Origin of the sequence: Rathayibacter sp. KR2-224 (assembly GCF_049446075.1) — a bacterium.
GTDB lineage: Bacteria > Actinomycetota > Actinomycetes > Actinomycetales > Microbacteriaceae > Humibacter.
Genome location: NZ_JBMSEB010000001.1, coordinates 448044 through 469081, shown reverse-complemented (window position 1 = coordinate 469081; position 21038 = coordinate 448044). Strand labels below are relative to the sequence as shown.

The window sequence follows — 21038 nt, the reverse complement described above, 5'->3', positions numbered from 1 at the left end:
GCGGCATCCGTAGGCTGGAGGGATGCCGCGCATTCCCGACGTACCAGTGCACAGCTATCGCGGGCGCGACGGAGCCTCGCTCGCGTACCGCGAGGTCGGCGAGGGGCGCCCGGTCGTCCTGATCCACGGCTTCTTCTCGACGGCGTACGTCAACTGGATCCGCTACGGGCACGCCAACGTGCTCGCAGACGCGGGGTTCCGCGTCATCATGCCCGACCTGCGCGCGCATGGCGCCAGCGACGGATCCCACGACCCGGCCGCCTATCCACGCGATGTGCTGGCCGACGACGCGTTCGCGCTCATCGACCAGCTCGAGCTCACCGACTACGACCTCGGTGGCTATTCGCTCGGCGCCCGTACCACGGTGCGGATGCTCGTGCGCGGCGCCCAGGCGGGCCGTGCGGTGGTCGCAGGCATGGGGCTTTCCGGCATCACCGAGGTGGACAAGCGCAATGAGTTCTTCCGCGGTGTCTTCGACGGCCTCGGCACTCACGAACGGGGGAGCGCGGAGTGGAGGTCCGAGGCTTTCCTCCGTACGAATGGAGGGGATCCGGTCGCTTTGCGCCTCGTCCTCGAGACCTCGGTCGGAGCCAGCACCGAAGAGCTCGCCGGAATCTCGACACCGACGCTGGTCGTGATGGGAGAGGAGGACCACGGTCTCGGATCGGGTGCAGACCTCGCCGACGCCATGCCACTCGCCCGCTTCGTCGAGATTCCGGGCAATCACATGAGCGCCGTCACGCAGCCGGCGCTGGGTGTCGTCATCCGCGATTTCCTCCTGCGCTGATTGCCTCGGATAGAGTTCAAACGAGGAATGGTCGGATGTTTGTCGCATTCGTCGGCCCATCCTCATGCGTCCAGGATTGAATGAAAGCAGGCACAGTTGCGTATTGCGAACCTCTCAGGACGCCTCGTTCTCGTCTCGGGCGACCGTGCTCTCGACGTGGAACAGGCGAGCGATGGCCGGTTCACCTCCAGTCCTCAGGCGGTGTACGAGCGCTGGGACGAATTCACGGAGTGGGCCACGGGACAGGACGCGGCATCCGGGGACCCGTTCGAGCCCCGTGAGCTCGGCCCTGCCGTTCCGCGTCCGCCGCAGGTGTTCGCGATCGGTCTCAACTATGCGAGCCACGCGGGCGAATCAGGCCTGAACGTGCCGGAGAATCCCATGGTGTTCACCAAGTTCGTCTCGAGCTTCGCGGGTGCCGAGGTCGAGGTCGAACTCTCAGGAGCAACCGTCGACTGGGAGGTCGAACTGGTGGCCGTCATCGGGCGAGGTGGGCGCGACATCCGAGAAGAGGACGCCTGGAGCCACGTCGCCGGACTCACCGTCGGCCAAGACATCAGCGACCGCACGGTGCAGTTCTGGGGCGAGCCACCCCAGTTCTCCATCGGGAAGTCGCTCAAGGGGTTCGCGCCGATCGGTCCGGCCGTCGTCACTATCGACGAGGTGGAGGCGATCGCCGATCGCTCCGACCTTTCCATCGGCTGCACGCTCACGCGCGCCGACGGTACGACCGAGGTGCTTCAGAACGGTCGCACAAGCGACATGATCTTCCCGATCCCCGAGCTCGTCGCCCGGCTGTCGTCGCTGGTCGAGCTGCTGCCTGGCGACGTGATCTTCACGGGAACTCCGGAGGGAGTAGGACTGGGACGCACGCCCCGGGTCTATCTCGAGGCGGGACAGACCGTGACGAGCGAGATCGAGGGACTCGGGAGCATCAGGCAGCACTTCGTCGCGAAGTCCTGAACAGCACCCGGGTGTAACCTGTTGTCGTGCGCTTCGGCATGCTCCTTCTTAGCTGCCGCGACGAGGCCTAGTCTCTCGGCCTTCCTCGTCGCGGAGTTCGTCGTCGGCTGATCACATCGCGAGAACGAGAAGAAGAGAACCATGCAGAACACCCAGCAGCCTTCTGCCATGCCGATTCATAAATATCGGCCGTACCACGAGCAGCTGCGCGTAGACCTGCCGGACCGCACCTGGCCGGATGCCCGCATCACCGAGGCTCCCCGCTGGTGCGCCGTCGACCTTCGCGACGGCAACCAGGCGCTCATCGACCCCATGAGCCCGGAGCGCAAGCGCATCATGTTCGACCTGCTCGTGCGCATGGGCTACAAGGAGATCGAGGTCGGGTTCCCCAGCGCCAGCCAGACGGACTTCGACTTCGTGCGCAGCCTCATCGACGATGGTGCCATCCCCGATGACGTCACGATCCAGGTGTTGACGCAGGCTCGCGACCACCTCATCGAGCGCACCTACGAGGCGATCAGGGGCGCGAAGCAGGCCATCGTGCACCTGTACAACTCGACGAGTGTGCTGCAACGGGCCGTGGTGTTCCGCACGGACCAGCAGGGCATCGTCGACATCGCGCTGCACGGGGCGCGCAAGTGCAAGGCGATGGAGGCATCCGTTCCCGGCACCACCGTGTACTACGAGTACTCGCCGGAGAGCTACACGGGAACGGAACTCGAGTTCGCCGCCGACATCTGCAACCAGGTGCTCGACGTGCTCGAGCCGACGGCGGAACGAAAGGTGATCATCAACCTCCCGGCAACCGTCGAGATGGCGACCCCCAATGTCTACGCCGACTCGATCGAGTGGATGTCGCGCCACCTGCGCTACCGCGAGAACGTCATCCTGTCGCTGCACCCTCACAACGACCGCGGAACGGCCATCGCGGCAGCCGAGCTCGGCTACATGGCGGGCGCCGACCGCATCGAGGGATGCCTGTTCGGCAACGGTGAGCGCACGGGCAACGTCGACATCGTCGCCCTCGGCATCAACCTGTTCACTCAGGGCATCGACCCGCAGATCGACTTCAGTGACATCGACGAGATCAAGCGCACCGTCGAGTACTGCAACCAGTTGCCGGTGAACGAACGGCACCCGTGGGCAGGCGACCTCGTGTTCACGGCGTTCAGCGGATCGCACCAGGACGCCATCAAGAAGGGCTTCGAGGCGATGGCCGAGAACGCCGAGGAGCGCGGAGTCGACGTCGACGAACTTCTGTGGGCGGTGCCTTACCTGCCAGTCGATCCCAAGGATCTGGGACGCAGCTACGAGGCCGTCATCCGGGTGAATTCGCAGTCCGGCAAGGGCGGGGTGGCCTACCTGCTCAAGACCGACCACGCGCTCGACCTGCCACGCAAGCTTCAGATCGAGTTCTCGGGTGTCGTGCAGGCGACGACGGATGCCGAGGGCGGCGAGGTCACGAGCGAGCACCTCTGGAAGATCTTCAGCGACGAGTACCTGCCGAGCGACGACGAGACGGAGAAGTGGGGCCGTTTCGAAGTGCAGTCCACGGCGACGACCAAGGACGAGTCGGGAACCGTCTCGCTTCGCGTGAAGCTGCGCGACGGTGACGGCATCGAATGGACGGAGGCGACCGGCAACGGTCCGATAGACGCCTTCCTCGCGCTGCTGGCCGCACGTGGCATCGAGGTATCGCTGTACGACTACGTGGAGCACACGATGTCCGAGGGCGGCGACGCCCAAGCGGCGTCCTACGTGGAGCTTCAGGTCGGCGACCGCCGGCTGTGGGGTGTCGGAATCGACTCCGACACCGTCTCTGCTTCGCTCAAGGCCATCGTGTCGGCGGTGAACCGGGCCGTGCGCGTCGCTGGTCCGGGCTCCCGCCAGCTCGCCTCCGTGTGAGGCAACGCCCCTCGATGACCAATCCTGTGCTTCCCGACCGGCCCGCGCCCGACAGCGGCCGGGCGGTCGGGTCGTACGACGCTCGAGTGTTCTCCGGGATGCCCGACGCGTTGTTCGTCGTGCCCGAGCCGCTCAGAAGGCGGCTCGGGCACGACATCGATTCCGTCGAATGGGTGAACGAGGTCGGCGGCGTCACAGTGAGTGGACTGCTGCACGGGGAACGCGTGTTCGCCAAGTGGGCGCCGCCGGAAAGCGTCGCAGAGCTCGACCTGGGCGCCGAGGCTGAGCGGCTGCGGTGGGCCGCCCGATATGTGGCCGTTCCCGAGGTTCTGGAGCTCTCATCCGAAGACGACGGTGATCTTCTCATCACGCGTGCGCTTAACGGCACTAACGCCGTTACCGAGCGTTGGCGCTCGGAACCCCGCCGCGCGGTCATCGCGTTGGGGGAGGCCCTTCGCGCGCTTCATGAGGCACTTCCCGTCGAAGAATGCCCATTCGACTGGTCCGTCGACGCGCGCATTTCTCGCAGCAGAGGGGAGGGCATCCCAGAGCGCGTCGCCGTGCTCGACCGGCTCGGTGAGCCGCCCGCGGTCGAAACGTTGGTGGTCTGCCACGGCGACGCGTGCGCGCCCAACACGTTGCTGGCAGCCGACGGCGCCCTCGTGGGTTACGTCGACCTGGGACGCATGGGACTGGCCGAGCGCTGGGCCGACATCGCGATCGGCGCATGGAGCACCGAATGGAACTATGGTGCGGGTTACGAGGGGCTCTACTACGAGGCGTACGGCGTGGAACCCGACGAGGAGCGCGTCGCGTTCTACCGGGCTTTGTGGGACGCCACCTGACGCTCAGTCGCGCTTCACGACGCGAATGGCGGCCGTCTCTGCGGCCACCTTGCGCCGGTAGAGCATTCGTTGCTCCGGCAGCGACAGGTCGAAGACGACCGCGAGAATGCGGATGACGGCGGTCAGTGCGAACCCGGCGACACCCGCGATGAAGAGGTTCGTGCCGAGCGCGTGCAGCACGACGAGGAGCACGCATCCGGCCGCCGCGGCGACTGCGTAGAGCGACCCCACGTGCATGATCGCCACCGGAAGTCCCATGATCACGTCGCGCAGAACGCCTCCACCCACGGCGGCGAACACGCCGACGAAGACCGCGGGCACCACCGGCACTCCGAGGCCAAGCGCTTTGGCTGTGCCGAACGCACCGAACATGCCGATCACGAGCGCGTCGAGTACCACGATGAGCGAGTTGAGCCTGCGCAGGGGCGCAGCCAGCAGCATCCCGAGCAGTGAAGCCGCGAGCACGGTGATCAGATACCAGTTGTTGGAGAACATACTCGGACGCACCACGAGCAGCAGGTCTCTGATGAGGCCGCCGCCGAGGCCGACGACCGTCCCGATGATGGCGACGCCGAGCAGGTCGAGTCGTCTCTGGCCGCGGAAGCCCGAGGCGAAGAGGGCGCCCTGGATGCCGCCAAGCGCGACGGCGGTGAGGTCGGCCCACAGCGGAATGGTGAAGATCGGCTCGGTCACCGATCCATTCTGCTGCGCAGCGGGCCGCGGTGTTCGCGTGCAGCTGCGTCGCACGGGGCTTCGCGGAGCACCGCGACGATAATGGAGCGGTGCCCACCTACCGTGATGAAGCCGTCGTGCTCCGAACCCACAAGCTGGGCGAAGCCGACCGCATCGTCACGATGTTGACAAGGGCGCACGGCAAGGTGCGCGCGGTGGCGAAGGGCGTTCGCCGAACGGCATCGAAATTCGGTGCCAGGCTCGAACCTTTCATGGTCGCGGACGTGCAGCTCTACGAGGGCCGCAACCTCGATATCGTGAACCAAGCCGAATCCCTGGGCGCCTATGGTGCCGACATCGCGGGCGACTACTCCAGCTTCACGGCCGCGAACGCCATGGTGGAGACCGCAGACAGGCTGACCGAGTCCGAAGGGGCTCAGCAGCAGTACCTGCTGCTGGTCGGTGCTCTCAGGTCGCTTTCGCGCCACGAGCACGATGCATCGCTGACGCTGGACTCCTATCTGCTGCGGTCACTGTCTCTTGCCGGTTGGGCGCCGAGCTTCGACGCGTGTGCGCGTTGCGGGCGTCCAGGCGAGCACACCAGCGTCGTCGTGCAGTTGGGCGGTGTCGTGTGCGACGACTGCGCGCCGCCCGGGGCGCCGCGGGTCGGCAGAGAAGTGATCGACCTGCTGTCCGCGCTGCTCAGGGGCGAATGGCAGACAGCGGAGGCCACGGATGTCGCGACCCGCGCGAAGGCGAGCGGCATCGTCTCCGCGTACACGCAGTGGCACCTGGAACGCGGCCTGCGCTCGCTCCCGTACGTGTCGAGAGCGGCTGGGGAGATCGCGTGAGCCCGAAGCCGCGTGCGGAGAAGGCCGGGGAGCCCAAGCCGTACACGCACAAAGACGCGGTCGCGTACCGTCCCGTGGACTGGACGGGGGAGTATCCGCCGCAACTGCCGGCATCCGCCGTGCCCGGCCATGTCGCACTCGTCATGGACGGCAACGGACGCTGGGCGAACCGGCGCGGCCTCACCCGCATCGAGGGTCACAAAGCCGGTGAAGCCTCACTGCTCGACGTGGTGGCCGGAGCCATCCAGGTCGGGGTCAAGCAGCTGAGCGTGTACGCGTTCTCCACCGAGAACTGGCGGCGGTCGCCAGAAGAGGTGCGTTTTCTGATGGGCTTCAACCGCGACGTGCTGCATCGACGGCGCGACCAGCTCAACGAGTGGGGTGTGCGTGTGCGGTGGGCGGGCAGGCGGCCGCGACTGTGGGCATCCGTGATCAAGGAGCTCGAGTTCGCAGAGCGGCTCACCGCCGGCAACGACGTACTGACGCTGACCATGTGCGTCAACTACGGAGGCCGAACGGAGATCGCGGATGCCGTGCGCGAGATCGCCACGGAGGTCGCCTCCGGCAGGCTCAGGCCCTCTGCGGTCAGCGAGCGGTCCATTCAGCGCCATCTGTATGCGCCGGATCTGCCCGACGTCGACCTGTTCGTGCGCAGTTCGGGCGAGCAGCGCACCAGCAACTTCATGCTGTGGCAGAGCGCCTACGCAGAGATGGTCTTCCTCGACACGCTCTGGCCCGACTTCTCACGCAAAGACCTGTGGCACGCGATCGAGCTCTACGCGATGCGAGCCCGTCGGTTCGGCGGGGCCGTGGACGCACCAAGCTCCAAGGGCTGACTGCCGTTGGGTTCGAGGGCGCGGCTCCCGCGGGTTGAGTAGCGCCCCGTAGAGAAACCCGACCGAGGAATACCGTTCTCGCCCATCCCGTTGCATGCGTCGTGAGTGATCCCATCAAGGTTGACATCTGGTCCGACGTGGCCTGCCCGTGGTGCTACATCGGAAAGCGCAAGTTCGAGGCGGGTTCCGGCCTCTTCGCCGGCGCAGGCGACGGCAGGGACGTCGAGGTGGAGTACCACTCCTTCGAACTGTCACCCGACACTCCCACCGACTTCGAGGGGAACGAGGCGGACTACCTCGCTCAGCACAAGGGCGTCAGCCGCGGACAGGCACAGGAGATGCTCGACCGAGTGAAGGGCATCGCCGGACAGGTCGGGCTTGAGTACGACTTTCCGGCGCTCCAACACACCAACACCGTGAAGGCGCACGAGCTCATCCACTACGCCAAGGCGCACGGCAAGCAGCTGCAGATGAAGGAACGACTGCTGAAGGCGTACTTCATCGAGGGCGGCCATGTCGGTCGCATCGACGACCTCGCGGACTTCGCCGCCGAGGTCGGCCTCGACCGAGAGGATGCGCGCGCGGCGCTCGAGCGCGGCGACTACCTGTCAGCGGTGCGTGAGGACCAGGCGACCGCGCAGGAGTACGGCATCAACGGCGTCCCGTTCTTCGTGATCGATGGCAAGTACGGCGTCTCGGGCGCGCAGGAGTCGGCAACCTTCGCCCAGGTACTCGAACAGGTTTGGCAGGAACGCTCCGACGAAACGGAGCCGGAGGAGGTTTCCGCGTGACGCAACTGAAGCCCCTCGGCGATCCGAACGCAGTGATCTGCGACGGCGACGTCTGCATCCTGCCTTCCGTCGACGGCGAAACACCGCGGGTTGAGTAGCGCCGCCGAATGGCGGCGCGTATCGAAACCCAAGCCCAGAGCTACCGCGTCGCCTCGGCCGTTCCACTTCTTCAAGCTCAACCTGCGGAGCGCCGAATAGTCACCGGCTATGAGCGCTTCGCGTTTCGTGCGAGACCACCCCTGGATCTGCTGCTCACGCCTGTAGGCAGACCCGATGTCGTCGTATTCCTCCACGAAGACCAGCTCGACGGGTAGGCGCCTGCTCGAGTACTCCGATCACTCGGCCGGCGGTGTTGCCGGCCGTGCGGGTCTACTCCGGGTCGGTGATGTCGGCGACCGTGGCGTCGAACGCGCGGATCAAGGCATCTCCATCGACGAACGCGCTGTAGCCGTGCTCGCCCGCACCCATCGCGACGGTGTGCCCGGCGATGCCGGCGTCGGCAATGACCGGCCACGCCGTCGTCGAGCCGAACGGGGTGATGGTGCCGCGCTCGTAGCCCGTCGCCGCAAGGGCGAGGGAGGCATCCGGCAACGACAGCTTGTTCACGCCCACGAGTGACCTCAGCTTCGCCCACGAGATCTTGCGGCCACCCGGGACGAGCGCGAACAGGTAGTCGCCGTCGTGCCGTTTGACGACCAGTGTCTTGACGATGTCCGAAGGCTGGATGCCGAGCAGCTCAGCAGCCTCGTGCAACGATCGCGCCGCCGGGCGTTCCACGATGCGCACGTCGACGCCGCGTGCCTCGGCGTCGCGCAGCACCCGCTCGCGTCCATCAGGCATCCGATGGGCCCTTCCTTTCAGGCGGAATCTGAGAGAATCGGGGGCGATGTCTCCCTCCGCAACCCTAAGCGCAGCGCCCTCGAGTGCCACTCGACTCGCGATCGGGCCGTTGCGACTCGACGTGCCCGTTGTGCTCGCCCCGATGGCGGGGATCACCAACACCGCATTCCGCCGGCTCTGCCGGGAGTTCGGTGCGGGCCTCTACGTGAGCGAGATGATCACGTCACGGGCCCTCGTGGAGCGCACCCCGGAGTCGATGCGACTCATCAGGCACCACGAGAGCGAGATGCCGCGGTCGATCCAGCTCTACGGTGTCGATCCGAAGACCGTGCGCGAGGCCGTCACGATGCTCGTCGCCGAAGACCGGGCCGACCACATCGACCTGAACTTCGGATGCCCAGTGCCCAAGGTGACCCGCAAAGGCGGCGGCGCCGCGCTGCCGTGGAAGCTCGACCTCTTCCGCGACATCGTGACCAGCGCTGTGCAGGCATCCGGCGGCCTGCCGCTCACCATCAAGATGCGCAAGGGCATCGACGCCGACCACCTCACCTACCTCGAGGCCGGTCGCATCGCCGAGGACGCAGGCGTCTCGTCCATCGCCCTGCATGCCCGCACAGCATCCGAGTTCTACTCCGGTCACTCCGACTGGTCGGCCATCGGCAAGCTCAAAGAGACCGTGACCAGCGTTCCTGTGCTCGGCAACGGCGACATCTGGACCGCTCAGGATGCCGTCAGCATGGTCGAGCAGACAGGTTGCGACGGTGTCGTGGTCGGGCGCGGCTGTCTCGGACGTCCCTGGCTGTTCGGAGACCTGACTGCGGCGTTCAGGGCACGCGCGGGCGAGATCACGATGGAAGACGCGGAGGCCGCTACGGCTCACCCGAGTCTCGGACAGGTCATGGCCGCATTCAGGCGGCACGCGGAACTGCTCGTCGAGTTCTTCGAGAGCGAGGAGCGCGGATGCCGCGACATCCGCAAGCACGTCGCCTGGTACTTCAAGGGGTACCCGGTCGGAGGCGAGCTGCGTGCCAGGCTCGCAACCGTCGAGTCCCTTCAGCAGCTCGACGACCTGCTCGCAACGCTTGACCCGATGCTGCCCTATCCGGGTGAAGACGCCGAGGGACCGCGGGGCCGCGCCGGCACCCCGAAGGTGCCCGCATTGCCTGACCGCTGGCTCGAGTCCCGGTCGATCGCAGCCGAGCAGCACGCGCAGTTGGCCGAGGCAGAGGTGAACACGAGTGGCGGCTGAGGCCGGCACCGCGCAGGAAACCCCTGGCATCGCCGAACACCACAACCGCACCGCCGAGCAGGCCGGCTATTCCGAATTCGACCGCGAGCGGCGACTGCCGGAGGAGCATTCCACAAGGCGCAGCGACTTCGCGCGGGACAGGGCGAGGCTCCTGCACTCCAGCGCCCTGCGCAGGCTGGCCGCGAAAACCCAGGTGCTCAGCCCGACAGCGGGCCTCGACTTCGCACGAAACCGGCTGACGCACTCACTCGAGGTGGCGCAGGTGGGCCGCGAACTGGCATCCAGCCTAGGCCTCGACCCCGATGTCGTCGACACGGCGTGCCTTGCGCACGACATCGGGCATCCGCCGTTCGGGCACAACGGCGAGCGCGCCCTCGCCGAATGGGCCGCGGACGTCGGCGGGTTTGAGGGCAACGCGCAGACCCTCAGGCTGCTCACCCGCCTGGAGCCCAAGGTTTTCGACGCAGACGATCACCCGTACGGTCTGAACCTCACCAGGGCGAGCCTCGACGCCAGCTGCAAGTATCCGTGGTCGGCATCATCGTCGGTCGCCGATCCGAGCGGACGCGCGAAGTTCGGCTTCTATGCCGACGACGAGCCCGCCTTCCACTGGTTGCGCGAGGGTGCACCCGAACGTGTGCGCTGTATCGAGGCGCAGGTGATGGATCTGTCGGACGACATCGCCTACTCAGTGCACGACTTCGAGGACGCCGTGGTGAACGGTTACATCGACGTCGCAGCCCTGGGAAGGCGCGTGGATCACGACGCCCTCGTCAGCTCGATGTACGAGTGGATCGGCGGCGAAGTGGGACACGACGAGCTGATCGAGGCGTTCGACAGGCTCGACAGCCTGGATGTCTGGCTCGACGACTGGGACGGCTCGCGTCGGTCGCAGGCTCGGCTGAAGAACCTCACGAGCCAACTCATCGGCAGGTTCGCCGTCTCGTCCGCGCGGGCGACACGAGCGGCGCACCCCGAATCGAGCCTCATCCGCTTCGGGGCAGACGTGGTGGTTCCGCGCGGTATCCAGGCCGAGATCGCGGTGCTCAAAGGCATCGTGGCCACGTTCGTGATGTCGAAGAACACGCGGCAGCCCATCTACGCGCGACAGCGCACGATGCTGGCAGAGCTGGCCGACGTGCTTCTTGCCACAGGAGATGCGAATCTCGATGCCGGTTTCGCCGAGGACTGGAGGCAGGCATCCGACGACGCGGCGCGCAAGCGTGTCATCGTCGACCAGGTGGCCAGCCTCACGGATCAATCCGCGATCGCCTGGTTCGAGCGGCTCGCGCACGGTCCGCGCAGCACAGCGTAGGCGAGCGCTCGGTTCGAGACTCCACAATGGCGCCCGCCACGCGATGGCTCTCGTGCCATCGCCTCTAGAATCAAGCCCATGGCGGGCCGAATTCGACAGAGCGACGTCGAAGAGGTCAAAGCCAGAACGAACATCGCCGACATCGTGGGCGACTACGTCGCCCTCAAGTCCGCTGGCGTCGGTTCGCTGAAGGGTCTCTGCCCCTTTCACGATGAGCGCAGCCCGAGCTTCCACGTTCGACCCCAGGTCGGCTTCTATCACTGCTTCGGTTGCGGCGAGAGCGGCGACGTGTACAGCTTCCTGCAGAAGATCGATCACGTCACGTTCGCCGAAGCCGTCGAGCGCCTCGCTGCGCGCGTCGGCCTGAGCCTCCACTACGAAGACGGTGGGCCGGCCGCGGCCGAGACCGGCAACCGGGCACGCCTCATCGCAGCGAACGCCGCCGCCGAGGAGTTCTTCCGCGAGCGTCTGGGCGCCCCAGATGCGGATGCCGCGCGCCGCTTCCTCGGCGAGCGCGGCTTCGACCCGATCGCGGCCGAACGGTTCGGGGTCGGCTTCGCCCCCAACACCTGGGATGCCCTTGGCACGCATCTGCGCGGCCGCGGGTTCACGCCCGAAGAGCTGGCGGCATCCGGCCTCGTCTCCACGGGCGACCGGGGGAGCAGCTACGACAGGTTCCGTGGCCGGGTGATCTGGCCGATCCGCGACGTGACCGGGCAGACCGTCGGCTTCGGCGCGAGGCGTCTGTTCGACGACGACAAGGGCCCCAAGTACCTGAACACCCCGGAGACGCCGATCTACCACAAGGCGCAGGTGCTGTACGGGCTCGACCTCGCAAAGCGAGAGATCTCCCGATCGCATCAGGTCGTCGTGGTCGAGGGCTACACAGACGTCATGGCGTGCCACCTCGCCGGCATCGACACCGCCGTTGCCACCTGCGGCACGTCGTTCGGCGTCGATCACATCAAGGTGCTGCGGCGGGTGCTGGGAGACGACAGCGGGCTCGGCGAGGTGGTCTTCACGTTCGACCCTGACGAGGCAGGGCAGAAGGCCGCGCTTCGCGCGTTCGGCGAGGAGCAGCGCTTCGCGGCTCAGACCTACGTCGCCGTTGGACCGGAGGGTCTCGACCCGTGCGACCTGCGGCTCAGACAGGGTGACGCCGCCGTCCGCCGCATGGTGGATGCCAAGCGGCCCATGTTCGAGTTCGTGATTCGCCAGGCGCTCAGCAAGTACGACCTCGAAACCGTCGAGGGCAGGGCGGCAGCGTTGCGGGAGTGCTCGCCCATCGTTGCCGGAATCCGCGATCCGGCACTGCGCCCTGGATACACCCGGCAGCTGGCGCGGATGCTCGGCCTCGAGCTCGGCGAGGTGCAGGCGGCAGTGCGCGCGGCATCCTCAGGTCAGAACGCACGCGGTGCACGCGGGGAAGAACAGAGCCAGCGAGATCGGCGTGGCGAACCGCAGCAGCAGGCTCCGCAACAGCCTGACGTGACGCTGGCCGGCATCGGATCCGACCCGGCGACACGGCTCGAACGCGAAGCACTGATGGCGGTGCTGCAATACCCGCAGCACGTCGGCCAGGAGCGGGCGACGGCGGTCGCGCACGCGGCATTCGCCAACGCGTCGCTCGCCGTCGTGCGCGACGCGGTCGCCGCGAACATCCAGTCGTACGGTGGTCAGGGCTGGGCGGAACACGTGGCAGACGACGTGCCTGCCCCTTTCGCGAGCCTGGTGCGGCAACTCAGCGTCGCGCCGATCCCGGCACGAGACGAGGAGGGCGCCGCCGCATTCGCAACGTCGGTGACGGCATCCGTGCTCGATCGCGACCTGTTGCGGCGCAAGGCGAATGCGCTGGGCCGGCTGCAGCGAACGGATCCGTCCGATCGCGAGGCGGTTGCCGGCATCCAGCGCGAGCTCGTGCAGATCGATTCCCAGCGGGCTGCGCTTCGCGGCGAGTGACCGCTACTCGCCGTGACCCGGCTAATAGGCTGAACGTCATGCCCGCCGGAGCCAGCCGCACACCCAGCGGAGTCGCAGCATGACCGCCCAGGACTACCGTGACCCCATCGTGCTCGACGACTTGTCGGCCGAGTACCCGCCGCACGGCGCCTCGTCAGGATGCGTCGCGCTGCGCGGCATCAGCCTGCACGTGAGACCTGACGAAGTCCTCGGCATCCTGGGCGAGAGCGGTTCGGGCAAGAGCACCCTGGCCCGCATCATCTCCGCCCGAACGGGATCGGAGGGCAGTCCCGCCCCTCGCATCACGGGCGGCGACGCGACTGTGATGGGCCACTCGATACGCAAGCTGCGCTCACGAGAACGCGGCGTGCTCACATTCCATGTCGGATATCTGAGACAGGATGCCGGTGCCCGCCTCGACCGCGGCATGACGGTCTCCGACCTGGTCGCTGCCCCCATTTACGAGCGCGACAAGCGGTTCAGCAGGCGCGAGGCTGGCGTGCGCGTGGCATCCATGCTCGACTCGGTGCAACTGCCGCTCGGCGTGCTCGACAAGTACCCGTACGAGCTCAGCAGTGGACAGCGTCAGCGGGTGGCCATCGCACAGGCCCTCGTGCTCGGCCCGAGCGTGCTCGTCGCAGACGAGCCGACGGCCGGCATCGACGTGACGGTGCGGGATTCGGTCGTGGACCTCCTCGCACAGCTGCACGGTGAGCACGACTTCGCCGCCGTGATCGTGAGCCATGACGCCCGCGTCCTGCGCAATGCAACGGCGACCGTCGCGGTTCTGCAGTCCGGCTCGCTCGTCGGTTACGGCACGATGGAAGACGTCTTCACCGACCCCACACATCCGTATGTCGCTCAACTGGCCGAGGCTTTGCGGCTGAGCGAGTGATGCGCGTGGCAAGCGGCCTCGGGCGCCGTCGCTCGATTTGTCCAGGGGCGGCGCTTTGGTAAAGTAGGTGAGCCCCGCAGGGGGTATTCCTCCATAGCTCAATTGGCAGAGCAGCCGGCTGTTAACCGGCAGGTTCTTGGTTCGAGTCCAAGTGGGGGAGCAGCAGAAGGCTCCCATCGTTCGCGGTGGGAGCCTTCGTCGTCGTGACGACAGCAGTCGCACCCTTCGCCGGTCCTGGGTCGTACTCCTCGCGGAGTAGGCGGGCGCGCTCCCCGGCCGATGGCCGCGGACCGGTGCCTGGCTAGCATGAGGGGATGCCGTACCCGCCCTGGCTGCGCACCGGGCCAGACCCCGAGCCGGGGCGATACGCGCGCCGCTCCTGGCGGATGCGCCTCTTCACTACCGTGTTGAGCATCGCGGTGCAGCTGCCAGGGCTCGCGTTCGCCACGGCCGGCGCTTGGCATAGAGCGAAAACCGGCGTCGATCTCTGGTCGGTGGGGGCGGTGCTGCTGGGCATCGCCGGCGCCTGTTTGCTGCTGTTGCCGTGGCCGAAGGCATCGGTCGTCACGGTGGCCGCGCTGGCGATCCCCGCGATCGCGCTGGCCCCTGGGCCGCCAACAGCGGCCCTCGCCGTCGCGTTCGCGGTCGCGCGGGCCGTGGTGAGCGGCACGACCGTCTGGGCGTGGTGCACGATCGCCGTTATGGGCGTGGCCGGCGTCGTGTGGGTGCTCGTACCAGGCGGAGCTGGGTCGGGCATCCGATTGCTCGTCGCGACCCTGTTCTCGAGTGTCGTCGCTGCGGCCGTCAACGGTGCCAGCACTCGGAGGGAGCGCTTCCGGGCTGCGGCGCGGGAGGCGGCATCCCGTCGACGCTCAGCCGCCGAAGAGGAACGCCTGCGCATCGCGCGAGAGCTGCACGACGTGCTCGCGCACTCGCTGTCCCAGATCAGCGTGCAGGCGGGCGTCGGGCTTCACCTGTTCGACGACGACCCGGAGAGCGCGCGACGCAGCCTGCGCTCCATCCGGGAAACCAGCGCGACCGCCCTCGACGAGGTGCGCGGAGTCCTCGGCATGCTTCGAAGTCCGGATGATCCGAACGCCGACGTGGCTCCCCGCAGACCGGAGCCGACCCTGGAGACCATCCCGGCTCTGCTCGACGATGCACGGCGCGACGGGCTGGAGATCACCGTGACCGGAAACGTCGCGACGGGCACGTGGTACGACGACGGCACCGTCTCCGCGGCAGTGCACGCCGCCTCGTACCGCATCGTTCAGGAGGCGCTGACGAACGTGCTCAGGCACGCGGCTTCGGCCGCCGTCGCCGTGGAGGTCGACCTGGGATCGGATGCCGTGACCATCCGGGTCGAAAACGGCCCGGTACCCAGCGGAGGCGGCCCTGGAACGACGCAGGTGCCCGAGACAACGATCGCCGGTAGTGGGTCGCGCGAGACAGGCGGCCGCGGCATTCTCGGCATGACAGAGCGAGCCGCGGCACTCGGCGGCACGCTCGAGGCTCACCCGACCATTCGGGGTGGATTCGTGGTGCTGGCCATACTGCCGCTCGCGGCCGGGAGGGAGATGTCGTGATCAGGGTCGCGCTTGCAGACGATCAGCAACTCGTGCGTGCGGGGTTCCGTGCGCTGCTGGATCACGAGCCGGACATCACCGTGGTAGGCGAGGCTTCCACCGGCAACGAAGCGGTTGCCCTTGTGCGACGGGAGCGTCCCGATGTCGTGCTCATGGACATCCGTATGCCGGACGGCGACGGACTGGAGGCCACGGCGCGCATCGTCGGCGACGACGCTTTGAAAGGCGTCCACGTCGTCATCGTGACCACCTTCGAGCTCGACGAGTACGTCTCTGAGGCCATCAGGGCGGGCGCGAGCGGCTTTCTGGTCAAAGACACCGAGCCGGTCGAACTCATCAGGTCGGTCCGCGTCGCCGCGGCGGGCGACGCGCTGCTTTCGCCAGGAGTCACCAGGCGACTGCTCTCGCGACTGGCGGCAACTCCGCGGCCTGAGGTGAAGGCATCCGTGCTCGAACCGCTGACGGAGCGAGAGCGCGAAGTGCTCGTGCTCGTTGCAGAGGGCCTGAGCAACTCGGAGATCGGGCTGCGGCTGTTCATGAGCCCCCTCACGGCCAAGACGCACGTGTCGCGCATCCTCACCAAGCTCGGGGCGCGCGATCGCGTACATCTGGTCGTCATCGCCTACGAGTCCGGCCTCGTCACACCCGGTCGGTTCTGACCTCGCCACGCGATAACGCGCAACGGCGTCCGCATCGTTGATCAGACGAGAGCACGCCCACCGCACGCACTGCTCCCCAGGGAGCAGTCGGATGCCTCCCGGCGGCGGACGCGCGCACGATCGGCCAGCGCGAACCTGGAATCGGCTCGAAGCGAGTCGTCAGCAGAGAAAGGTTCAGCATCATGTTCGGTGCAGTCAGTACGGCAGCATTGTCGTCAGCCGCGGTCGTCGCCCACTGGGGTGGCCCGTGGGGATTCGGGTTCTTTCCGTTCTTGTTCTTCATTCCGATCTTCTGGATCCTCGTGATCGGTCTGATCGTGTTCCTCGTCGGACGCCGTCGGCGCGCTTTCTGGCGTGAGCACGGCGGGTACGGTCAGTACGGACCATGGGCGGCGAGCAATAATGCGGAGGCGACGTTGGCCGAGCGGTTCGCGCAAGGTGACATCGACGAGGTGGAGTACCGCAAGCGCCTCGAGGTGCTTCGTGCCAATCGTCCTGGCCCGAGTCCGCGATGACCCGCGTCAGGCGTCGAGGTCGTCGACCCCGGGAAGCCAGCTCTGTCCGGGAATGCCCCAGCCCCGCTTCCGTTCCACCTTCGCTGCAGTCCTCGCGTATCCGTCCGTGAGGCGGTCGACGTAGAGCAGGCCGTCGAGATGGTCGTACTCGTGCTGGAAGATGCGGGCGAGCCATCCGTCCGCTCGCGCCTCGAACGGGTTGCCGTCCAGATCGACGGCCTGCAGGATGGCGCCCGCGGAGCGGCGGAGCGGGAAACGCTCGCCAGGGAAGGAAAGGCATCCTTCCGACTCGGTCTCGGGGTCGGCATCGCCCGCGGGCACCGGTGCTATCCAGAGCACCGGGTTGATCGCGACGCCGCGGTGCCTGGCCTCGGACTCGTCCGTCCAGTCGTACACGAACAGGCGTCTGGCAACTCCGACCTGGGGGCCGGCGAGTCCGACACCGGGAGCCGCAGCCATGGTCTCGTACATGTCTTGCACCAGGTCGCCCAATCCGGAGTCGAACTCCGTGACCTCCGCGGCGGGGGAGTGCAGCACGGGATCACCACAGATGCGGATCGGAAGAACGGCCATTCGACCAGGGTATCGGCGCGCATTGCCGTTAGTGTCGTTGCGTGATCTTCGACCTTGCCGCATCGTCGAACGACCTCACGGCCCTCCAGCCCCGGCAGTTCATCGGCATCCCGATCGCACTGCTCGGCGCTGTGTTCCTCTCACTCGGCGCTCAACTGCAGCACAGGGGCGTCACCAAGGTGGAGCGGAGCACCGACCACGACGGGCGTCGTGGAGGGCTCCAGGTGCGACAGCTGACCCTGTTGCTCGCACGGCCGTCATGGATGCTCGGCACCGCTTTGCTCGGTCTGGCCATCGCCCTGCAGCTCACCAGCCTCGCGTTCTCTCCCTTGATCGTCGTGCAACCGCTCGGCGCCGTCTCGCTCGTCATCACGTCGATCATCAATGTCAGGGTGAGCGGCAACCGGTTGAACAAGCGTTCCATCCTCGCGATCTGCCTCTGCGTTGGGGGAGTGGGCGCCTTCGTGCTCATCGCGGCTTTCGCTGCACGGGAAGTGCCGGTGACCGAGGGAGATCTGATCGAGATCCTCATCGTGCTCGGCGTAGTGCTCGTGCTCTTCGGGCTCGCGTTCGGCTTCTTTCGCAAGAAGTTGCCGGCCATCAGCTACGTGGTGGGCGCTGGCGTGCTCTACGGGTTCGTCGCAACCCTGGCCAAGTCGGTCATCTCGCGCCTCGAGCAGCAGGAGTTCGACGCCCTGACGCTGTTCTGCGTGATCGCACTCCTCGCGGCGGTCGGCTTGGGCGCGTACTTCGTGCAGAACGCCTACGCTTCCGGGCCGCCGGACCTGGTGATCGCCGGTCTGACGGTGATCGATCCTCTCGTCGCGGTCACCGTCGGTATCGTCATCTTGAACGAGGCGGCAGGCGCTGAGCTGTGGCAGGTGATCGCGTTCCTTGTCTCCGGGGCCGTGGCCATCGTCGGGGTGTTCCTGCTCGCTCGTGTGCATCCGGGGCTCCCGTCAAATGGCGACGCGAGCACTTCTGAGCGGCCGGCCGGTGAAGGGGCTGCATAGACTAGGGCGTTGTACCCCGCCCGGGCTCGGCTCCCGGTGCGATGATCGTGCCAGCCCCAATATGAAAAGGACGGCTCCTTGACGGACTCACGCGACGCGGCTGCGGAACCTCCGCTTCCCCCTGCGGCGCAGCGCAAGCCCCTGAAGGTTCTGATCGGCGCTGACACTTTCACCCCCGACGTGAACGGCGCTGCACGCTTCGCGGAGCGGCTGGCAGCCGGTCTCGTCGCTCGCGGTCACGAGGTGCACGTGATGGCGCCATCGGCTGGGCGACGGTATGGCACCTGGATCGAGGAGCATGACGGTCAGCGGATGGTCATGCACCGGCTGCACAGCTGGCGCTGGCCACCACACCCTTGGCTTCGTTTCGCTCTGCCGTGGCGCATCAAGCGCAACAGCGCTCGCGTTCTCGACGAAGTGAAGCCCGACGTCGTGCATTTCCAGTCTCCGGTCATCGTGGGGCGCGGTCTGACGATCGAAGCCGAGAAGCGGGGCATCCGCGTCATCGGCACGAACCACCTGATGCCGGAGAACATGCTCGAGTTCTCGCTCATCCCCGAACGGCTTCAGGACTGGTCTGTGCGCATCGCGTGGAAGTCGGTTCGGCGCACGTTCGAGCGCGCCGAGGCCGTGACCACGCCGACGCATCGAGCCGCCGAATTTCTCGAGGCGCACACGGGCTTGCGCGACGTCTACGCAGTGTCCTGCGGCATCGACGCGCACGAGTACAAGCCGTCGTTCGCGCCCCGCACCGAGAATCGCATCGTGTTCGTCGGGCGCATCACGGGCGAGAAGCGCATCGACGTGCTGTTGCGCGCGCATGCTCTGCTCCCGCCCGATCTCGACGCGAAGCTCGAGATCGTCGGTGACGGCGATCAGCGCAAGAATCTCGAGCAGCTTGCCGAGCAGCTCGGGACATCCGGCAACGTCACGTTCACCGGGTACGTCTCCGAAGACGATCTCCGAACCACCTACACACGCTCGACCGTTCTTGCGATGCCTTCGATCGCAGAATTGCAGTCCATCGTGACGATGGAGGCCATGGCATCCGCTCTGCCGGTCGTGGCGGCGAACGCGATGGCTCTCCCGCATCTCGTCCACGACGGCCAGAACGGCTACCTGTTCGAGCCGGGCAACGCGCAGGACCTCGCTGACAAGCTGGCGAGGATCTTCCGCATGTCCGACGACGACCTCACGGCGATGAAGAAGGAGTCGTTGCGCCTCATCGCAGCCCACGACATCCAGCGCACGTTGAACACGTTCGAGTGCCTGTATCGTGGGGAACCGGTGCCCGATCTCGTCGATGACGATGTCGCGCCTGCTGCTGCGACGGAATGATCGCGGGGGCGCTCGAGGGGCGGTAGCTCAGCTGGTTAGAGCATCGGACTCATAATCCGCCGGTCACGGGTTCAAGTCCCGTCCGCCCTACTTCCCTTGTAAACACTGGGGACGGCAGTCATTGGATGGCTGCCGTTCGTGCGTTTCAGAAGCGGTTTGGCCGCATTAGCTTGCCGGACGTCTTGAGCACGTCGAGGTCCTCGTCGAAGAGGTCGCTGTAGGCGTCGAGAGCCATGGCCGGGGAGGCGTGACCGAGCATGCGTTGCACTGCCCAGCACAGCGGGCACGTCGCGTTACGAGAACATGCCGAAAAAGTCCCGCAGTTCCTGCGCGTAGAGCTCGGGCACTTCGAATGGGGCGAAGTGGCCGCCGCGTTCCGGCCGGGTGTATCGGGTGAGGTTGCTGGTGTGCTCGGCCCACTCGCGCGGCGGCTGGTTGATGTCGCCGGGAAAGATTGAGTAGCCGGTGGGAACCTCGATGCGACGCGCGGCCTGCTCCGGCGAGGTCTGCGCCATCGCCTGGTACATGCGCATCGAGGTGGCGATCGTGCCTGTGAACCAGTAGATCGAAACGTTGGTGAGCACCTCGTCCATCGTGTACGCGCTGATGCCCCGTTCGCTCCAGCCGTTGAGCTTCTCGACGATCCACGCGGCAAGACCGGCTGGCGAATCCGTCAGCGCGAACGAGGGCGTGTCCGGCTTGGTGCGGTGCAGTTGCGCGTAGGCGCCCTCGGCCGCATTCCATGCGAAGACTGAGGCAAGCCATTCGCGCTCGGCAGCGCTAAGCGTCGTCGGATCGATCCCGGGCGCGGGCAACCCGGCACTCATACGGTGCACAGCGATGACCCGTTCCGGGTTATCAAGCGCGAGGAACCCGGCGACGCCGGATCCGATGTCGCCGCCGGCAACGAAGAACTTCTCGTAGCCGAGCCTGGTCATGAGACCGGCCCACAGCGCCGCGACCTGACGTGCGTCCAACGGCTCGCCGACCGGGGCATCCGAATACCCGTAGCCCGGCATGTCGGGGACGACGAGATTGAAATCGGCGGCCAGCAGCGGAATGACCTTCAGGTAGCGCCAGAACGAGTCGGGCCAGCCGTGAGCCAAAAGCAACGCAGGCGCCTCAGGGCCAGCAACGGAATGAACCACATGGATGCCCTGCCCGTCGATCTCGACGAACCTGCGCGGAAAACGGTTCAACTCCACCTCGCGCGCTTCCCAGTCGAAGCCGTCAGCCCAATAGCTGACGAGCTCACGAAGATAGGCCGGGTCGACGCCAAGCTTCCACTCGGGGTCGCCGGGCAACGCCGGCCAACGCGTCGCGCGCAGCCGGCGACGCAGATCTTCGATCGCAGCAGGGTCAGTGCGCGGGGCGTATTCCACGCCACTCACCCTAGGCCCGACCATTCGCGTGACGCCGGCCGATGCTGACATCAAGATCGAAGAC

At 66.8% G+C, this 21038-nt stretch carries 20 protein-coding genes and 2 tRNA genes; 18 read left to right on the top strand and 4 right to left on the bottom strand.

Going from position 1 to position 21038, the window contains the following annotated elements:
- Positions 1-22 precede the first annotated feature (22 nt).
- From ACO2Q7_RS02210 to ACO2Q7_RS02195, 4 genes are all read left to right on the top strand, one after another.
- A complete protein-coding gene (locus ACO2Q7_RS02210; RefSeq protein WP_423354002.1) occupies positions 23-787 on the top strand; it encodes an alpha/beta fold hydrolase in 765 nt (254 codons plus the stop codon).
- Positions 788-883: 96 nt separating this feature from the next.
- Positions 884-1750, top strand: a complete 867-nt coding sequence (locus ACO2Q7_RS02205) for a fumarylacetoacetate hydrolase family protein (RefSeq protein ID WP_423354001.1) — start codon at positions 884-886, stop codon at positions 1748-1750.
- A 141-nt stretch (positions 1751-1891) separates the two neighbouring features.
- Positions 1892-3655: a 2-isopropylmalate synthase gene (gene leuA / locus ACO2Q7_RS02200; RefSeq protein WP_423354000.1), complete on the top strand. Its 1764-nt coding sequence runs from the start codon at positions 1892-1894 to the stop codon at positions 3653-3655.
- Positions 3656-3669: 14 nt separating this feature from the next.
- Positions 3670-4500, top strand: a complete 831-nt coding sequence (locus ACO2Q7_RS02195; protein WP_423353999.1) for a phosphotransferase — start codon at positions 3670-3672, stop codon at positions 4498-4500.
- Between the two features lie 3 nt (positions 4501-4503).
- Here the strand turns inward: ACO2Q7_RS02195 and ACO2Q7_RS02190 are convergent, their stop codons facing one another.
- Positions 4504-5193 carry a trimeric intracellular cation channel family protein gene (locus ACO2Q7_RS02190; RefSeq protein WP_423353998.1) on the bottom strand — a complete coding sequence of 230 codons (690 nt, stop codon included), beginning with the start codon at positions 5191-5193 and terminating at the stop codon, positions 4504-4506.
- Between the two features lie 89 nt (positions 5194-5282).
- Between ACO2Q7_RS02190 and recO the strand changes: the two genes are divergently transcribed.
- The 3 genes from recO (at position 5283) to ACO2Q7_RS02175 (ending at position 7650) form a co-directional block, all read left to right on the top strand.
- Complete coding sequence (gene recO, locus ACO2Q7_RS02185; RefSeq protein WP_423353997.1) at positions 5283-6023, top strand: DNA repair protein RecO; 741 nt, start codon at positions 5283-5285, stop codon at positions 6021-6023.
- The gene (locus tag ACO2Q7_RS02180) at positions 6020-6859 is read left to right on the top strand and encodes an isoprenyl transferase (RefSeq protein ID WP_423353996.1); all 840 of its coding nucleotides are present in this window, start codon (positions 6020-6022) and stop codon (positions 6857-6859) included. The genes recO and ACO2Q7_RS02180 overlap by 4 nt, the downstream gene beginning before the upstream one ends.
- 101 nt (positions 6860-6960) lie before the next feature.
- The gene (locus ACO2Q7_RS02175; RefSeq protein ID WP_423353995.1) at positions 6961-7650 is read left to right on the top strand and encodes a DsbA family oxidoreductase; all 690 of its coding nucleotides are present in this window, start codon (positions 6961-6963) and stop codon (positions 7648-7650) included.
- Positions 7651-8019: 369 nt separating this feature from the next.
- Here the strand turns inward: ACO2Q7_RS02175 and ACO2Q7_RS02170 are convergent, their stop codons facing one another.
- Complete coding sequence (locus ACO2Q7_RS02170; protein WP_423353994.1) at positions 8020-8490, bottom strand: aminoacyl-tRNA deacylase; 471 nt, start codon at positions 8488-8490, stop codon at positions 8020-8022.
- 46 nt (positions 8491-8536) lie between these two features.
- Here ACO2Q7_RS02170 and dusB point away from each other — a divergent pair, with 46 nt between their 5' ends.
- The 8 genes from dusB (at position 8537) to ACO2Q7_RS02130 (ending at position 16668) form a co-directional block, all read left to right on the top strand.
- Positions 8537-9739 (top strand): tRNA dihydrouridine synthase DusB, encoded by a 1203-nt coding sequence (gene dusB, locus ACO2Q7_RS02165; protein WP_423353993.1) that lies wholly within the window; start codon positions 8537-8539, stop codon positions 9737-9739.
- 28 nt (positions 9740-9767) lie between these two features.
- A complete protein-coding gene (locus ACO2Q7_RS02160) occupies positions 9768-11054 on the top strand; it encodes a deoxyguanosinetriphosphate triphosphohydrolase (protein WP_423355940.1) in 1287 nt (428 codons plus the stop codon).
- A gap of 78 nt (positions 11055-11132) precedes the next feature.
- Positions 11133-13013, top strand: coding sequence for a DNA primase (gene dnaG / locus ACO2Q7_RS02155; protein WP_423353992.1), 1881 nt, complete (start codon positions 11133-11135; stop codon positions 13011-13013).
- A 79-nt stretch (positions 13014-13092) separates the two neighbouring features.
- Positions 13093-13908, top strand: a complete 816-nt coding sequence (locus ACO2Q7_RS02150) for an ATP-binding cassette domain-containing protein (RefSeq protein WP_423353991.1) — start codon at positions 13093-13095, stop codon at positions 13906-13908.
- An 87-nt stretch (positions 13909-13995) separates the two neighbouring features.
- Positions 13996-14068: transfer RNA gene (locus ACO2Q7_RS02145), tRNA-Asn, on the top strand.
- Positions 14069-14222: 154 nt separating this feature from the next.
- A complete protein-coding gene (locus ACO2Q7_RS02140) occupies positions 14223-15494 on the top strand; it encodes a sensor histidine kinase (protein ID WP_423353990.1) in 1272 nt (423 codons plus the stop codon).
- Entirely contained in the window at positions 15491-16153 is a 663-nt protein-coding gene (locus ACO2Q7_RS02135; protein ID WP_423353989.1) for a response regulator, read from the top strand. Before ACO2Q7_RS02140 ends, ACO2Q7_RS02135 begins: the two co-directional genes overlap by 4 nt.
- 182 nt (positions 16154-16335) lie before the next feature.
- Complete coding sequence (locus tag ACO2Q7_RS02130) at positions 16336-16668, top strand: SHOCT domain-containing protein (protein ID WP_423353988.1); 333 nt, start codon at positions 16336-16338, stop codon at positions 16666-16668.
- 6 nt (positions 16669-16674) lie between these two features.
- Here ACO2Q7_RS02130 and def read toward each other — a convergent pair whose 3' ends face one another.
- Positions 16675-17241 (bottom strand): peptide deformylase, encoded by a 567-nt coding sequence (def, locus tag ACO2Q7_RS02125; protein WP_423353987.1) that lies wholly within the window; start codon positions 17239-17241, stop codon positions 16675-16677.
- 41 nt (positions 17242-17282) lie between these two features.
- Between def and ACO2Q7_RS02120 the strand changes: the two genes are divergently transcribed.
- From ACO2Q7_RS02120 to ACO2Q7_RS02110, 3 genes are all read left to right on the top strand, one after another.
- Positions 17283-18254: a DMT family transporter gene (locus tag ACO2Q7_RS02120; protein WP_423353986.1), complete on the top strand. Its 972-nt coding sequence runs from the start codon at positions 17283-17285 to the stop codon at positions 18252-18254.
- Between the two features lie 78 nt (positions 18255-18332).
- A complete protein-coding gene (locus ACO2Q7_RS02115; protein WP_423353985.1) occupies positions 18333-19592 on the top strand; it encodes a glycosyltransferase in 1260 nt (419 codons plus the stop codon).
- Positions 19593-19608: 16 nt separating this feature from the next.
- A tRNA-Ile gene (locus ACO2Q7_RS02110) sits at positions 19609-19682 on the top strand.
- A 203-nt stretch (positions 19683-19885) separates the two neighbouring features.
- On the opposite strand, the gene ACO2Q7_RS02105 is transcribed toward ACO2Q7_RS02110, so the two are convergent.
- Positions 19886-20974 (bottom strand): epoxide hydrolase family protein, encoded by a 1089-nt coding sequence (locus ACO2Q7_RS02105; protein WP_423353984.1) that lies wholly within the window; start codon positions 20972-20974, stop codon positions 19886-19888.
- Positions 20975-21038 lie beyond the last annotated feature (64 nt).

Excerpts from the sequence above, each read along its gene's own strand:
- def (WP_423353987.1), bottom strand. The coding sequence starts at position 17,241 with ATGGCCGTTCTTCCGATCCGCATCTGTGGTGATCCCGTGCTGCACTCC.
- ACO2Q7_RS02130 (WP_423353988.1), top strand. The coding sequence starts at position 16,336 with ATGTTCGGTGCAGTCAGTACGGCAGCATTGTCGTCAGCCGCGGTCGTC.
- dusB (WP_423353993.1), top strand. The coding sequence starts at position 8,537 with ATGTCTCCCTCCGCAACCCTAAGCGCAGCGCCCTCGAGTGCCACTCGA.
- dnaG (WP_423353992.1), top strand. The coding sequence starts at position 11,133 with ATGGCGGGCCGAATTCGACAGAGCGACGTCGAAGAGGTCAAAGCCAGA.
- ACO2Q7_RS02140 (WP_423353990.1), top strand. The coding sequence starts at position 14,223 with ATGCCGTACCCGCCCTGGCTGCGCACCGGGCCAGACCCCGAGCCGGGG.
- ACO2Q7_RS02210 (WP_423354002.1), top strand. The coding sequence starts at position 23 with ATGCCGCGCATTCCCGACGTACCAGTGCACAGCTATCGCGGGCGCGAC.
- ACO2Q7_RS02150 (WP_423353991.1), top strand. The coding sequence starts at position 13,093 with ATGACCGCCCAGGACTACCGTGACCCCATCGTGCTCGACGACTTGTCG.
- ACO2Q7_RS02170 (WP_423353994.1), bottom strand. The coding sequence starts at position 8,490 with ATGCCTGATGGACGCGAGCGGGTGCTGCGCGACGCCGAGGCACGCGGC.
- leuA (WP_423354000.1), top strand. The coding sequence starts at position 1,892 with ATGCAGAACACCCAGCAGCCTTCTGCCATGCCGATTCATAAATATCGG.
- ACO2Q7_RS02195 (WP_423353999.1), top strand. The coding sequence starts at position 3,670 with ATGACCAATCCTGTGCTTCCCGACCGGCCCGCGCCCGACAGCGGCCGG.